Annotated in this window: 9 protein-coding genes and 3 pseudogenes; 5 read left to right on the top strand and 7 right to left on the bottom strand. The window is 70.5% G+C overall.

Annotated features, from left to right (window positions below; genetic code table 11):
- Nucleotides 1–41: 41 nt before the first annotated feature.
- The 5 genes and pseudogenes from M2157_RS13010 to M2157_RS12990 all read right to left on the bottom strand — a co-directional run.
- A pseudogene (locus M2157_RS13010) lies at nucleotides 42–768 on the bottom strand (cation transporter).
- Nucleotide 769: 1 nt separating this feature from the next.
- A complete protein-coding gene (locus tag M2157_RS13005) occupies nucleotides 770–1,105 on the bottom strand; it encodes a metalloregulator ArsR/SmtB family transcription factor (RefSeq protein ID WP_280861975.1) in 336 nt (111 codons plus the stop codon).
- Nucleotides 1,106–1,248: 143 nt separating this feature from the next.
- Nucleotides 1,249–1,821 carry a hypothetical protein gene (locus M2157_RS13000; protein WP_280865327.1) on the bottom strand — a complete coding sequence of 191 codons (573 nt, stop codon included), beginning with the start codon at nucleotides 1,819–1,821 and terminating at the stop codon, nucleotides 1,249–1,251.
- An 82-nt stretch (nucleotides 1,822–1,903) separates the two neighbouring features.
- Nucleotides 1,904–2,146 (bottom strand): hypothetical protein, encoded by a 243-nt coding sequence (locus M2157_RS12995; protein WP_280865326.1) that lies wholly within the window; start codon nucleotides 2,144–2,146, stop codon nucleotides 1,904–1,906.
- A 458-nt stretch (nucleotides 2,147–2,604) separates the two neighbouring features.
- A pseudogene (locus M2157_RS12990) lies at nucleotides 2,605–2,955 on the bottom strand (RHS repeat-associated core domain-containing protein); the annotation flags it as partial.
- Between M2157_RS12990 and M2157_RS12985 the strand changes: the two are divergent.
- Together M2157_RS12985 and M2157_RS12980 are read left to right on the top strand one after the other, a co-directional pair.
- Nucleotides 2,940–3,703, top strand: a pseudogene (locus M2157_RS12985) (IS5 family transposase). The pseudogenes M2157_RS12990 and M2157_RS12985 overlap by 16 nt on opposite strands.
- Nucleotides 3,704–4,254: 551 nt before the next feature.
- Entirely contained in the window at nucleotides 4,255–5,667 is a 1,413-nt protein-coding gene (locus M2157_RS12980; RefSeq protein ID WP_280865325.1) for a hypothetical protein, read from the top strand.
- A 322-nt stretch (nucleotides 5,668–5,989) separates the two neighbouring features.
- Here the strand turns inward: M2157_RS12980 and M2157_RS12975 are convergent, their stop codons facing one another.
- Nucleotides 5,990–7,564 carry a Na+/H+ antiporter gene (locus M2157_RS12975; RefSeq protein ID WP_280865324.1) on the bottom strand — a complete coding sequence of 525 codons (1,575 nt, stop codon included), beginning with the start codon at nucleotides 7,562–7,564 and terminating at the stop codon, nucleotides 5,990–5,992.
- 244 nt (nucleotides 7,565–7,808) lie between these two features.
- Between M2157_RS12975 and M2157_RS12970 the strand changes: the two genes are divergently transcribed.
- Entirely contained in the window at nucleotides 7,809–10,328 is a 2,520-nt protein-coding gene (locus M2157_RS12970; protein WP_280865323.1) for an ATP-binding protein, read from the top strand.
- Between the two features lie 35 nt (nucleotides 10,329–10,363).
- Here M2157_RS12970 and M2157_RS12965 read toward each other — a convergent pair whose 3' ends face one another.
- Entirely contained in the window at nucleotides 10,364–10,894 is a 531-nt protein-coding gene (locus tag M2157_RS12965; protein WP_280865322.1) for a hypothetical protein, read from the bottom strand.
- A 240-nt stretch (nucleotides 10,895–11,134) separates the two neighbouring features.
- On the opposite strand from M2157_RS12965, the gene M2157_RS12960 reads away from it, so the two are divergent.
- Both M2157_RS12960 and kdpF read left to right on the top strand, forming a co-directional pair.
- The gene (locus M2157_RS12960) at nucleotides 11,135–12,976 is read left to right on the top strand and encodes an APC family permease (protein ID WP_280861968.1); all 1,842 of its coding nucleotides are present in this window, start codon (nucleotides 11,135–11,137) and stop codon (nucleotides 12,974–12,976) included.
- A 221-nt stretch (nucleotides 12,977–13,197) separates the two neighbouring features.
- The gene (gene kdpF / locus M2157_RS12955; RefSeq protein WP_037770757.1) at nucleotides 13,198–13,287 is read left to right on the top strand and encodes a K(+)-transporting ATPase subunit F; all 90 of its coding nucleotides are present in this window, start codon (nucleotides 13,198–13,200) and stop codon (nucleotides 13,285–13,287) included.
- Nucleotides 13,288–13,291 lie beyond the last annotated feature (4 nt).

The raw sequence follows: 13,291 nt of genomic DNA, 5'->3' as shown, positions 1-13,291 counted from the left end.
CCCCGCTCACGCAAGCTGCCTGAACGACGTGGCCAGGCTGGTCAGCTGCAGCAGTCGCATCCAGGACGGCAGCCGCAGGCATCGGTTTCGGCGTCCGATGACGACACCGTCACGGCGGCGGCCGGTGTCGTGCAGCAGCCCTTGCCCTGCCAGGCATCGCGGCCCTCCTTGACCGCGATGGCGGCGATGACCAGGGCGGCGATCGGGTCGGCCCAGGACCAGCCGAGCGTGGCGTTCAGGACCAGGCCGACCAGGAGAACGGCGGACAGGTACGTGCACAGCAGGGTCTGTTTGGAGTCGGCGACCGCACTGGCGGAGCCGAGCTCGCGGCCTGCCTTGCGCTGAGCAGCCGACAGAAACGGCATCACCGCGAGCGACAGCGCGGCGATGACGATGCCGGGGATGGAACGTTCGGCCCCGCCGGTGCCGGCCAGCGCGCGAGCGGCGTCGATACCGACATACGCAGCGAGCGCGAAGAACGACACCGCGATGATCTGCAGCGTGCGCTTCTCCCGCGCCTCACGCACCGCGTGCTCGCGGGGGGAGAACTGCCAGGCCACGGCGGCCGCGGAGGAGACCTCGATGACCGAGTCCAGGCCGAAGCCGATCAGCGCGGTGGAGGAGGCGAGCGTCCCGGCAGTGATCGCGACGACCGCTTCGATGACGTTGTAGGTGATGGTCGCCGCGACCAGCAGACGTATCCGGCGGGCCAGAGCGTCCCGGCGGGCAGCGGACCGGGCCTAAGCCGATGGACATCTCGGCAGTCATCTCAGCAGCAGCCCTTCTCATCCGCGTCCGTACACATCTTGTCGGCCTCGACCGCCACCACGGCGGTGCGCAGGTCGTCCAGCGCGTGCCCGAGTCGTTCATCGGCGAGCTCATAGCGGGTGCGGCGGCCCACCGGCACCGCGACAACCAGGCCGCAGTCGCGCAGGCACGCCAGATGATTCGACAACCGGGTCCTGGAGACCTCCAGGGCGTCGGCGAGGTCCGCGGGATGGGCCGGGGCCTCGCGCAGGGCAAGGAGGATCCGGCAGCGAATCGGGTCGGCGAGGGCGCGGCCGAACCGCGCCAGCATCTCGACGTCAGCAGCGAGAGTCAGCACGCCAACGACAGTACATGGATTGCTGAATTCAGGAAACCTTGCATCGTCGCTCCGGCCCGGATTGGAAACAGGTATTGCCCGGCGGCGAGAACGGCGTGGAGGCCCTGGGCCGTTTCGATGCTGTCGTCGCCGAGGGCGGCCCTTCAGCGAGTAGGAGCGGCCGCGCCGGCCGGGCCACTGTCCTCGGGGAAGGTCCCTTCCGGGCCGAAAGGGTGTTCCTCCCACAGGAGGGCCTGCCAGCCCTGGTCGGGTGAGCCGGAGAGGACGACGATGCCGGTGTTGCCCAGTGGGTGGCTGGACGCGTACGCCACATCGACGTTGGCCGCTCGGGCTGCGACCCAGGTCCGGATCATCGCGCCGTGGCTGACCATGCCCACTGTCTCCGCACCGGTTCCCGCTGGTGGCTGCCGTACCGCTCTGCCGAGACGTGGCGGCCTGCAAGCCGACAGACCCCGGCCCTCGAGCTCCGGCCGCAGGCCCCGGCGGGCGACGCCCGCGGCCCCGCCGTCGCGCGAGCAACACCAGCGGCGCCCGATCCCCTCGCCCGCGGCCCGGCCCGACCACGCCCGTACGGTGGGGGTGACCTGCACGAACGCGGCGGCGTCGGCGAGGCTCGCGCAAGAGAAGTCGCAGGAGATGCCGCAGGAGTTGCCGCAGGAGTTGGCGCAAGGGTTGGCGCAGGAGATGTCGCCGCGCGGCAGACCTGTATCGAACATAATCCGAACATAGCGACTCACCCCTGCCCCTGGCCCTTTCCGGTAGAGGTGACCGCATGCGCATAACCGTCTTCGGCGACACTCACCCGGTGCCGTCCTGGCTCTTGCTTCTCATCGCGCCGATCGTCTGACCGGCCATAAGGAGGGAGGCGACCAGAGCGAAGGGCCAGATCCAGAGGGGGGCGTCGGCGTTGTAGACGGGGGTGAGGACCGACAGCACCGACAAGGCGGCCCAGACGGCGAGTCGGGCAGAGAGCAGGGACCAGGGGTTGGTAGGGCGTGCGAAGAGGATGAGCCCGCGCACCGAGTCGGGGGGAATGGCCATACGTGTCTCCGTGTCTGTTCATGTCTCGGCGGCGGGGGGTGCCTCCGCGACCGAAGCGGTCGCTGAGGCACCTGTGAACCGTCGGTTCAGATATAGCGGTGGTAGGAGCCGTACCGGTATCCGGGGGCGTAGTAGGTCCGCCGGTAGCTGGTGACCGGGCCCCTCGTGTGCCAGTAGTCCAGACCGGTCGCGACCAGGCTTACCTCCCAGCCCAACGTCCGGGCGACGCCCCTCCCGAAGAGGTGCCAGCCGCTGCGCCGGGCATGGCGTGCCCCGTACCGGCAGAACCGGTTGCAGAAGCTGCCGTGGAAGTACCCGGCCGTGACTGAGCCGGTACCACCGGACGCGTAGTGCCACGCTTTGCGGTAGTGCCCGTGAAGCCCCGCACCGCCCGCGTCGATCCAGGAGCGGTAGCTGAAGAAGGACACCGCGTTCCAGAAGGAGCGGTGACCCCACCAGCGTCCGTCGAGGTCGTAGTGGTCGAGCGGCTCGGCGTCGCCGTAGTCGTACGCGTTCGCCGACCCTCCCGGCACCGGATCCGTCTGCAGGAACCGCCCCGTCGTCGGGTCGTAGAGACGCACGCCCATCAGGGTGGCGCCGGTGAGGGTGTCGCTGGAGCGCTCCTTGCCACCGAGCCAGCCGTAGCGGGTGGCGGCTGTGCTGTCCTCCGGGTTGCCGTACTCGTCGTAGGACTGTGCGGTCGGCGCTACGGACGTGTCCAGGGGGAGTTGGACCGTGACGTCACCGTGGATGTCGGTCAGCTGGAGCACCGTGCTGCCTGTGGCGCTGGTGACTGCGTCGAGGCCGCCGTCAGGATCCGAGTGATCTGTCCGATGCCCGGTGGGAGTTGATTGAACCGGTCCTGTCCGCGTGGCGCTTCGAACTCCGCGGCCGGCCCTGGCGAACACGGTCTACGGCTACTTCGCCAATTGGCAGGCGGACGGCATCTTTGCCCAACTCAATGGCCTGCTGCGAGAGTTGGTGCGACAGCGAGAGGGACGGAACGCCGAACCGTCCGCCTGCGTCATCGACGCACAGAGCGTGAAAACCGCCACCAGCATCCCCGCCACGAGCCACGGCACAGACGCGGGCAAGAAGATCGTCGGACGCAAGCGCAGCATCGTGACCGACACCCTCGGCCTCCTCCTCGCGGTGCTGGTCACCGCGGCCAGTGTCCAGGACTCCGTGGCCGGCACCCAACTGATCGACCGCGTCGCCACCACTCACGCCTCGATCCGCAAGGTCTGGGTCGACGGCGGCTATCCCAGGCATTTCGTCGAGCACGCCGCCACCCTCGGCATCGACATGGAAATCGTCCAACGTACCCCCGGGGCCAGTGGCTGCACCCCGATCCCGAAGCGGTGGACGGTCGAGCGGACCTACGGCTGGCTGATGCTGCACCGCCGCCTGGCGCGAGACTACGAGACCCTCCCTGTCCGCTCCGAAGCCATGATCTACCTCGCCATGACCGACCTCATGGCCCGCCGCCTCACCGGCGAGAACACCATCTCCTGGCGCGACCCGACATCACCGGACCAACTACGCATACCGGGATGAAACAACGGGTGAAAACGACCTCTCAGGTTTACAGGCGTCGACCTCGCCGACATGGCTCTTCGACCGGGTCCGGTAAGGATCCTGATCCGACGCTGTCGTCACGTGCCGGTGCGCCCTAGTCCCGCCGGCTGAGGTCAGCACGTGGTGGTTCTCGCACTGTGTTGGCGCCACGTGGAGCACCGGTCGTGGTCGACGTCGTAACTGACCGGTCCGGCAAGGAATGTGCGGCACTCACATGGCTCTCGCCTGAGTGCCGTCAACGCCCCGTCAAACAACCCTGAGGAACCGTCAGGGAGGCATCAAGGCCTGCCGCTGGTGGCCGGATCCGGTCGCAGACTGATCGGCGACTGAGGACGGGTGACCGTCCGTGGCTGGACCTGGGAGGGACCGTGACGATCACGGCCGGCACAGCGCGGACACCGCAAGAGGGTGTCGCACAGCCACCGCGAAAGGTGGTCGGGCCGCCGGGCGGCCCCGGACCACGGCCAGGAAGCGGATCGCGGCCGGGTGATCCCGGTCCGGGGCCGCGGCCGAACCCGAGACAGCAGGCCGTGGCCGCGCGGGCCCTGCTGAGCCGCCACTTCTGGGCCACGGTGCCCGCGCGGCTGCGTCTCCTGCGCGCGGCCACGGCTGTGCTCACCGCCGCCCTGGCCGTGCTGCTTCTCGTCGCCGGGCTCGCAGCGAACGGCACCTGGGACGGCGTGGCCGACCGTGACGCACCCCGCACCACCAGCGCAGCCGACCTCAACCTCGCCCTCAACGACATGGACGCGCAGGCCGCCAACATCCTGCTGTCCAACGGGGACGCAGGGAAAGGGCGCCTGAAGACGCCGTACGAGAAGTCGGTCGGCTTCTACGGCGACGCGCGGCGCGGTATCGGTCATGACCTGCGGACGCTGGCCGTCGCGGCGCAGGGGAACCGGGCCGACGAGAAGACGGTCGAGTCCCTCACCGACGACTTCGCCGAGTACCAGGAACTCATAGGCCGCGCGCTGGAGAGCGACGACCGCAGCGGCGGCAAGGCGTCCGCGGTCGATGAATACCGCCGGGCTACGGACCTCCTGCAGAACAGGCTCCTGCCCGCCTCACGCGTGCTGGTGTCGTCCAACGACGGCTCCTTCGAGACGCGGTACACCGCCGCCCGCTCGACGCTCTCCGGCCGGCTCATAGCAGTCGTCGCACTCGGGGTCCTGCTGCTCACCGCGCTCGGCATCCTGCAGTGGTACCTGGCCCGCCGCTTCCGGCGGATCCTCAACCCCGCTGTCCTGGCCGCCACTGTCTGCGCCCTGCTCGCGGTGATCCTCGGTGCGCAGATGCTGATCTCCACCTCCGGCCAACTGCGGGGCGCCCGCCGCGACGCCTTCGACTCCGTCGTCGCGCTCTCCCGTGCCCGGGCCGTCGCCTACGACGCCAACGCCGATGAGAGCCGCTACCTTCTCGACCCCCAGCGCCGAGACCAGTACGCGGGCGCATTCCTGGCCAAGTCGCAGAAGCTGTACGGCATCCAGGGCGCGACCCTCGCCACGTACGACGCCGGGCTCGCCACCACCTGGAATGCGTACGAGTCCGACCACCACGACCTGCGCTTCACCGGCGAGTTCCGGCGCGAGCTGGACAACATCACCTTCAACGGGGAGCGGGCGGCGGCCGAGAAGACGGTGGAGACGTACGCCGTCTACCAGCGCGACGATCGGAAGATCCGGGCGCTGGTGGCGGCCGGGAAGGAACAGGAGGCCGTGGAGTTCTGCATGGGCTGGGAGCCCGGCACGTCCAACGCGCACTTCGGGGCCTGGATGACCGCGCTGGACAAGGTGACGGACATCAACCAGGCCCACTTCGCGGCGTCCGTGCGGACGGGCCGGTCGGCGGTGAGCGGTCTGCTGCCGTGGGCGGCCGGTCTGCTGCTCGCCGCGATGCTGCTGACCGCGCTCGGGCTGCGGCCACGGCTGGCCGAGTTCCGCTGAGTTCCTGTGCTGCTCAGGGAAGGAGATTGATGATGTCGCCGCAGAGTGATCTGCCCTCCGTGCCCCAGTTCTCGTCCCGGGAGTTGGTGCAAGAGGTCCTCATCTGCTTTGACGCCTACGCTCGGATCCGCGGAGGTCGCGACAGCATCTTGTCGGCTTCCCGTACTACCGGGCAGCAGGAGAACAAGGCTTTCAACGATCTGGCGGAAGCCGTTGACCGGCTCCGAAACGCAATCGGTTGAGCTGTCAGACGGCGGTCGTCAGGGCGAGGAGCCCCAAGTCCCTGCATCGTCGGGCTTCGCGGAGCCTCGCCGAGCGCCGCTCAGGCATCCGCCAGCCGGGCCTCCTCCAGGTCGAGGGAGCGCTGGAGCCTCCTCCGCGTTGTGTCGCTGATGGCGTGGTCGTCGTAGAGGCGTTGCAGTTCCAGGGCTTCCACGGCGATCAGGTCGCGGCGCAGCCGGCGGTAGACAAGGTCGGCGGACCCGGCCGGAGCCGCGTTCGTGTTGTCTTCGGCGAGGCGGTCGCGGGCGTCGTCGAGGCGGGCGGTGAGGCCCCGGCGGAGGCGTTCGACGACGACGTCCGGTACGGCTTCGAGGTCGGAGAGCTCGTCGAGGCGGCGGATGCCGGCGTCGGCCAGGTGGCAGCGGGCTGATGCTTCCTCGCGCTCGGTGTGGTCGGGCTCCAGGGCGATGCCGGAGCGGCGCACCACCGGGGCGAGGGTGAAGCCCTGGACGACGAGGGTGACGACCACGACCGAGGTGGTCAGGACGAGGACCAGGGGACGGTCCGCCAGTGCCGCACCCGCTTTCGTGGTCTCGGGGATGGAGAGGGCTGCGGCCAGGGGGACGACTCCCCGGGTGCCCGCCCAGGTCAGGACGAGCGGCACCCGCCAGTTCATCCGCTGGATGCCGCCCTTGCGCTGCACCACGGCCGACAGGGGCGCCAGCCACAGCAGCCGTACCGCGATCAGCGTGCCTGCCACTGCGAGGGCGTACAGCGGCCAGGCCCGGTCGCCGTCGTCCAGTGCCTGCACCTGTGCGGGCAGGGCCAGGCCGATGAGGGAGAACACCACGCTCTCCAAGAGGAACACCACGGTGCCGTAGACAGCGTGCAGTTGGAGCCGGATGCGGGCGTTGGTCAGCCGGTCGCCGCGGCCGCCGAGGACCACGCCCGCGACCACCACGGACGTGACCCCGGAGGTGTGTGCCGCCTCCGCGAGGACATAGGCGGCGTACGGCGTGACCAGGGCGATCACCGTCTCCAGCACCGGGTCCTCGGTGCGCCGTCGGATCAGCGCGACCACCCCGGCGACCGCGGCGCCGATGAGCGTGCCGCCGCCCGCGAGCACCACGAACTCACTGCCTGCCGAGCCCCAGCCGACCGCCGCGGTGGCCACGGCGACGCTCACCGCGACGCGGTACAGGACGAGCGAGGTCGCGTCGTTGAACAAGCTCTCCGCCTGCACGAGCATCTGGACCTTCGGCGGCAGCGCGAGCCGTCGGCCCAGGGCCGTGACCGCGACCGGGTCGGTGCTGGCCAGGATCGCGCCGAGCACGAAAGCCATCTGCCACGACAGGGGAGTGACCAGCGACGCGACCCAGCCGACGGCCGCCGCGGAGGCCAGCACCAGTCCGATCGCGAGGATCCCGACCGGCTTCCACACCGCGCGCAGCTCACGCCAGGACAGTTCCTCCGCACTGGCGTACAGCAGTGGTGGCAGTACGACGAGGCCGATGATTTCCGGGCTGATCTCGATGTCCGGGGTGCCCGGCAGCATGGCGACAGTCAGGCCGGCGACGACGAGCAGGGAGGGCGCGGGAATGCGCCAACGGCGGGCGAAGGTCGCCACGACGGTGGCCAGGATGACCAGAGCCAGAACCGTGCCGACGCCGCGCATGCCGTCCCCCTGGGACTACGAAGGAGCCACTCTGACTCCCCGCCGACCAGACTTCCCGGCACACCGCGTTCACCCTATCCGGCCAAGGGATGTCAAGACAGTGTCAAGGTCGCCGTGATCGGCGCCAAGAACGCGCTAACACCCGCACCGGCCGGCCCTCGAAAGCGCTTCGGTAGGGATCGGTAGGGGGAAGCAACCCGTCTCCCGTGGGAGTTGAGCCAGTGAGCGGAGCGCGTCGGCGGCGATGAGTGACGTACGGCCCGGACGACTGAAGGTCTACCTCGGGGCGGCCCCGGGGGTGGGCAAGACCTACCGGATGCTCGACGAGGGGCGGCGCCGTGCCGCCCGCGGCGCGGATGTGGTGGTCGGCTTCGCCGAATGCCACGGCCGGTCCCGCACGGAAGAGATGCTCGACGGCCTGGAGGTCATCCCGCGAACCCGATGTTCGTACCGTGGCGGGCAGTTCGAGGAGATGGACCTCGCCGCGGTCCTCGCGCGCCACCCGCAAGTGGCGATCGTCGACGAGTTCGCCCACAGCAACGTCCCCGGGAACGGCCGCAATCCCAAGCGCTGGCAGGACATCGAGGCCTTGCTCGCCGCCGGCATCGACGTCGTCACGGCGCTGAACATCCAGCACCTGGAGTCCCTCAACGACGTGGTCGAGAAGATCACGCACGTGCCGCAGCACCAGACGGTGCCCGACGACATCGTCCGGCGCGCCCACCAGGTGGAGCTGGTGGACATGCCGCCCGACGGACTGCGCCGCCGCATGGCGCACGGCAACATCTACGCCCCCGACAAGGTCGACGCGGCTCTCGCCAACTACTTCCGGCCCGGAAACCTCACCGCACTGCGCCAGCTCGCGCTGCTGTGGGTGGCCGACCGGGTCGACGAGGCCCTCCAGGACTATCGCTCGCAACACGGCATCGGCGGCGTGTGGGAGACACGGGAGCGGGTCGTCGTCGCGCTGACCGGCGGGCCGGAGGGCGACACGCTGGTCCGGCGGGCCGCCCGGATCGCCGCCCGGTCGGCCGGCGGCGATCTGCTCGCCGTGCACGTGGCCCGCAGCGACGGACTCGCCGCCGGGGTCTCGCACGCGTCACTGACCCGTCAGCGCCAACTGGTGGAGGACCTCGGCGGCAGCTACCACTCCGTCGTCGGCGACGACATAGCCTCCGCGCTGGTGGACTTCGCCCGGGCCGAGAACGCCACCCAGCTGGTCCTCGGCACGAGCCGCCGGGGCCGCCTGGAGCGGTTCCTGACGGGGCCGGGCACGGGAGAGACCGTGACCGCTCTGTCGGGCGACATCGACGTCCACCGCGTCACCCACGAGCGCGCCGGCCGTGGCACCCTGCTGCCGTCCCGGCGCCGCACCCTGTCCACGGCCCGGCAGATCGCGGGGCCGGTGGCCGGTCTGGTGCTGCCGGTGCTGCTCACGGTCGTCCTCACCCAGGTACGCGGGACGGTCAACCTGACCAGCGAGGCGCTGCTGTTCTTGCTCACGGTGGTCGGCGTGGCCTGCATAGGCGGGGTCCTGTCGGCGCTGATCGCGTCGGTGACGGCGTCCCTGCTGCTGAACTACTGGTTCATCCCACCCATCGGCTCGTTCACGCTCGAGGACCCCAACGCGCTTCTCGCGCTCGGGGTGTTCGCGACGGTGGCCGTCACCGTGGCCGCCGTCGTCGACCGCTCGCTGCGTCTGTCCCGCCGCTCGGCCCGGGCCACGGCCGAGGCCGAGACCATGTCGTCACTGGCCGGCAGCATCGTGCGGGGCGGAGCGACGATCCCGGCACTGCTGGAACGCACCCGGGAGACCTTCGGCATGGAGACGGCGGAACTCGTCGATGAGCCGCCCGATGCCGAGGACATCACGGTGGTGCCCGCGGGGCCGGAGGCGTGGCTGGCGCTGCGTGGACGCACCCTGTCGTCCTCCGAGCGGCGGGTGCTGGCCGCGTTCGCCGCGCACGTGGGGTCGGCCGTCGAGCGGGCCCGGCTGGCGGAGGCGGCGGCAGAGGTGGAGCCCGTCAGGGCCGCCGACCGGATGCGTACGGCGCTGCTGCGGGCCGTCGGACACGACCTGCGCACTCCGCTCGCCGCCGGCTGGGCGGCCGTGACCTCGCTGCGCAGCCGTGATGTGGAGTTCTCGCCGGAGGACCGCGACGAACTCCTGGCCACGGCCGACGAGTCCATGGCCAAGCTGAACCGCCTCGTGGAGAACCTCCTCGACCTCAGCCGCCTGGAAGCGGGGGTCCTCACACTGAATCTGCGGGCCACGACCCTGGAGGAGGTGCTCCCGATGGCGCTGGCGGACGTGCCGGGGGCCGAGGTGCGGGACATGGAGGAGGTCCCGGCCGTGCTGGCTGATCCGCCGCTGCTGGAGCGCGTCGTCGCCAACCTCGTCGGTAACGCTGCCCGCCACAATCCACCTGGGCAGAAGGTGCTGGTCACCGCCAGCGCCCTCGCGGGCCGGGTCGAACTGCGGGTCGTGGACCGCGGCCCTGGCCTCCCGCCGACCGGCCGCGACCGCCTCTTCGAGCCCTTCCAACGGCTCGGCGACACAGACAACACCACCGGACTCGGCCTCGGACTCGCCCTCGCCCGGGGCCTGACCGAGGCGATGAACGGGACCCTCACCCCCGAGGACACCCCCGGCGGCGGCCTGACCATGGTCGTGTCGCTGCCCTTCGCCGAGCAGACGGAGTCGGTGCCCTCCCCGACCGGCCCGCACCACCCGCGTGGTGCGCGCAACGTAGGTGGTGCGTGAAGGGACGACTCCAGAAAAGGCTGTCTCCGAGGGCGTCACTCCAGCCCGGAAACCTTGAAGACGGCCTGGGCGGCCTCGCGGTCGACGCGCAGGGAGAGGCGGCGCAAGGCGGACGCTCCGCACAGTAGCGTGCCACCGGCCGCCGCCTTTCTGGCGCCGGCCTCCAGACGAAACCACAACGGCGGGTTCGTCACCAGGACTTCGGGGTCGATCTCCACCCGGCCGCCGAACGCGTCCCGCAGCACGAGCCGTTGGGAGACGCCGTCAAGGCAGCGGATGGACACCAGCAGATCCGTACGGACCCGCCGCTCGCGCAGCAGCCGGCGCACCGACAACCAATCCTCACCGGCCCGGACGCGGGCGGGACACAGCACGAGGAAGAGGAGCAGCGCCGAGGCGACCCACAGGGCGCCGCGCCAGAGCGACAGCCGGTCCGTTCCCCAGTCGAGGAGGAGGGTCAGGGCGAGCAGCACGCCGGCGCAGCGCACCGAGTCCCGCACGTCCCGCGCCCAGAGGAGGTCGTGCGCCGCGTCCGCGGGGCCGCGCGCGCCGTTGCGGGGTGCCATGCGCCGACCGTAGGTATCCGCATGGCCGGATCGCCTCCCTTTTGACGCCACTCTGACGGCCTTGTTCTCACGGCTCTGTCACCTGGGCCACATCACCGTCAAGGACCCGTCAAAGTCGGCCCGTTCGGCGCGAAGAACTCGCAAGGAGCAGTCGGTCCCAGCCGGAAACGGACACACCCTGAGTGCACCGCGCACACCACAGCCCTCGTGCGCGGCCAAGGGAAGAAGGAGCACGCACTCATGTCCGTCCTGACTGTCGAGCCGGGCGCGACCCCCGCCGACGAGGAGCCGCCCGATACCGGCGAGCGCCACCGGCTGACCGCCGTCACAGGTCTTGCCGCACTCTCCCTCGACGCGATGGCGTCCGTGGCCTACGGCCCCGAGGCGATCGTCCTCGTGCTGGCCGCAGCCGGCGCCCACGGCCTCGGGTTCACCCTCCCGGTGACCCTGGCGATCGCGGGTCTGCTGGCGGTGCTGGTCGCCTCGTACCGGCAGGTGATAGCCGCCTTCCCCGACGGTGGCGGGTCGTACGCCGTGGCGAAGACCCATCTGGGCGCACGCACGAGCCTGGTCGCGGCCGCCTCGCTGGTCCTGGACTACGTCCTGAACGTCGCTGTCGCCGTCACGGCCGGGGTGGCCGCGCTGACCTCGGCCTTCCCGGCCCTGTACGGCGACCGGCTGTGGCTGTGCCTGGCCGTGCTGGCGCTGATCACGGCGGTCAACCTGCGGGGCATCGTCGAGTCGGCGAAGGTGTTCATCGTGCCGACCGTGGTGTTCGTGGGGTCGATCTTCGTGCTGATCGGCGTTGGGCTGTTCCGGTCCGCCCCCGTCAGTACGGCCACGGCGGACGGGCACGCCTCGGTGCTGGCCCACAACGCCACCACCGTGGGCGCCCTGCTCCTGCTGAAAGCTTTCGCCTCCGGGTGCAGTGCCCTGACGGGCGTCGAGGCCATCGCCAATGCCGTCCCCTCCTTCCGCGTCCCGCGCGCCAAGCGCGCCCAGCACGCGGAGGTCGCGCTCGGTGCCGTCCTCGGTCTGATGCTGATCGGGCTGTCGGTGCTGATTTCCCGCTTCCACCTTCAGCCGGTCGAGGGCGTCACCGTCCTCGCCCAGCTCGCGGACGCCTCCCTCGGCCACAACTGGGCCTTCTACCTCCTTCAGTTCGCCACGGTGATCCTGCTGGCCCTGTCCGCGAACACGTCGTTCGGCGGGCTGCCGGTGCTGCTGAAGCTGCTGGCGCGCGACAACTACCTGCCGCACGTGTTCGCCCTGAGGGCCGACCGTCAGGTCCACCGTCACGGTGTGCTCGCCCTGGCCGTGGTCTCGGCAGCACTGCTGGTGTTCTCCGGCGGCGATACCAACACCCTGGTGCCGCTGTTCGCGATCGGCGTGTTCGTTGGCTTCACCATCGCCCAGGTCGGCATGGTGCGGCACTGGCGGCAGGAGCGAGGGCGGGGCTGGCGGGGCAAGGCCCTGCTGAACGGCTTTGGCGCGCTGCTGACCGGCGTCTCCACCGTCGTCGTCACGGCGAGCAAGTTCGAGGAGGGGGCCTGGCTGGTGGCGGTGACCCTGCCGCTGCTGGTGGCGGCCTTCGTCGCCGTGCACCGCGCCTATGCCCGTATCGGGGAGCGCCTGGGCCTGGGCAGCATCCCCGAGACCCCTCATCGCGAGCGCTCGCTGGTGATCGTCCCCGTGTCCTCTCTCTCCCGCCTGACGTCCGAGGCGCTGACCGCGGCGGCCTCCCTGGGCGACGAGGTGCGCGCGGTCACCGTCTGCTACCCCGACCCGGAGGACAGAGCCCAGCTGCACGCGCTGGAGCGCTCCTGGGCCCAGTGGGACCCCGGGGTGCCGTTGGTCCGGCTGACCTGCGAAAGCCGCAGCCTGGGCCGTCCCATCGCCGCGTACGTGCGCGAGGTCGCCGCGGCGGAACCCGCCACCCAGGTCACCGTGCTGATCCCGGAGACCGAGCCGGAGCGGCTGTGGCAGCGGCTGCTGCAGAACCAGCGCGGCGCAGTCGTCGCCCACGCCGTGCGCAGGGAGACCGACGCGGTCATCTGCCGACTGCGCTTCCGGCTGCTGTGACCCTCGCCTCCCGCGCCGTAAGAGTCCCGTCAAAGGTGCCCGGGCCGCCGTAAGAGAGGCGTCAACGGCGGCCGAATCCGGCCACAGAAGCGGTTACCTCTAATCGTCCGTTCCACCCGAACCTCACTCCAGGAGTTCGCGATGGCCGATCTGGCCTTCGTCGTCACCACAGTCGCGGTCTTCGCGCTGGTGGCCCTCGTCGCCAAGGGGGTGACGAAGCTGTGACCGTCGAGAACGTCGTCGGCCTGGTCGTGGCCGTCGCCCTGCTGGGCTATCTCGTCCTCGCGCTGATCTTCCCCGAGAGGTTCTGAGACA

The organism is Streptomyces sp. SAI-127 (assembly GCF_029894425.1).
Lineage (GTDB): Bacteria > Actinomycetota > Actinomycetes > Streptomycetales > Streptomycetaceae > Streptomyces.
This window is presented reverse-complemented; position numbering and strand designations above follow the sequence as displayed.

Bases quoted from the DNA above. Each gene is read 5' to 3' on its own strand.
- M2157_RS13000 (WP_280865327.1), bottom strand. From the start codon at position 1,821: ATGTTCGATACAGGTCTGCCGCGCGGCGACATCTCCTGCGCCAACCCT.
- M2157_RS12995 (WP_280865326.1), bottom strand. From the start codon at position 2,146: ATGGCCATTCCCCCCGACTCGGTGCGCGGGCTCATCCTCTTCGCACGC.
- M2157_RS12975 (WP_280865324.1), bottom strand. From the start codon at position 7,564: ATGCGCGGCGTCGGCACGGTTCTGGCTCTGGTCATCCTGGCCACCGTC.
- M2157_RS12970 (WP_280865323.1), top strand. From the start codon at position 7,809: ATGAGTGACGTACGGCCCGGACGACTGAAGGTCTACCTCGGGGCGGCC.
- M2157_RS12965 (WP_280865322.1), bottom strand. From the start codon at position 10,894: ATGGCACCCCGCAACGGCGCGCGCGGCCCCGCGGACGCGGCGCACGAC.
- M2157_RS12960 (WP_280861968.1), top strand. From the start codon at position 11,135: ATGTCCGTCCTGACTGTCGAGCCGGGCGCGACCCCCGCCGACGAGGAG.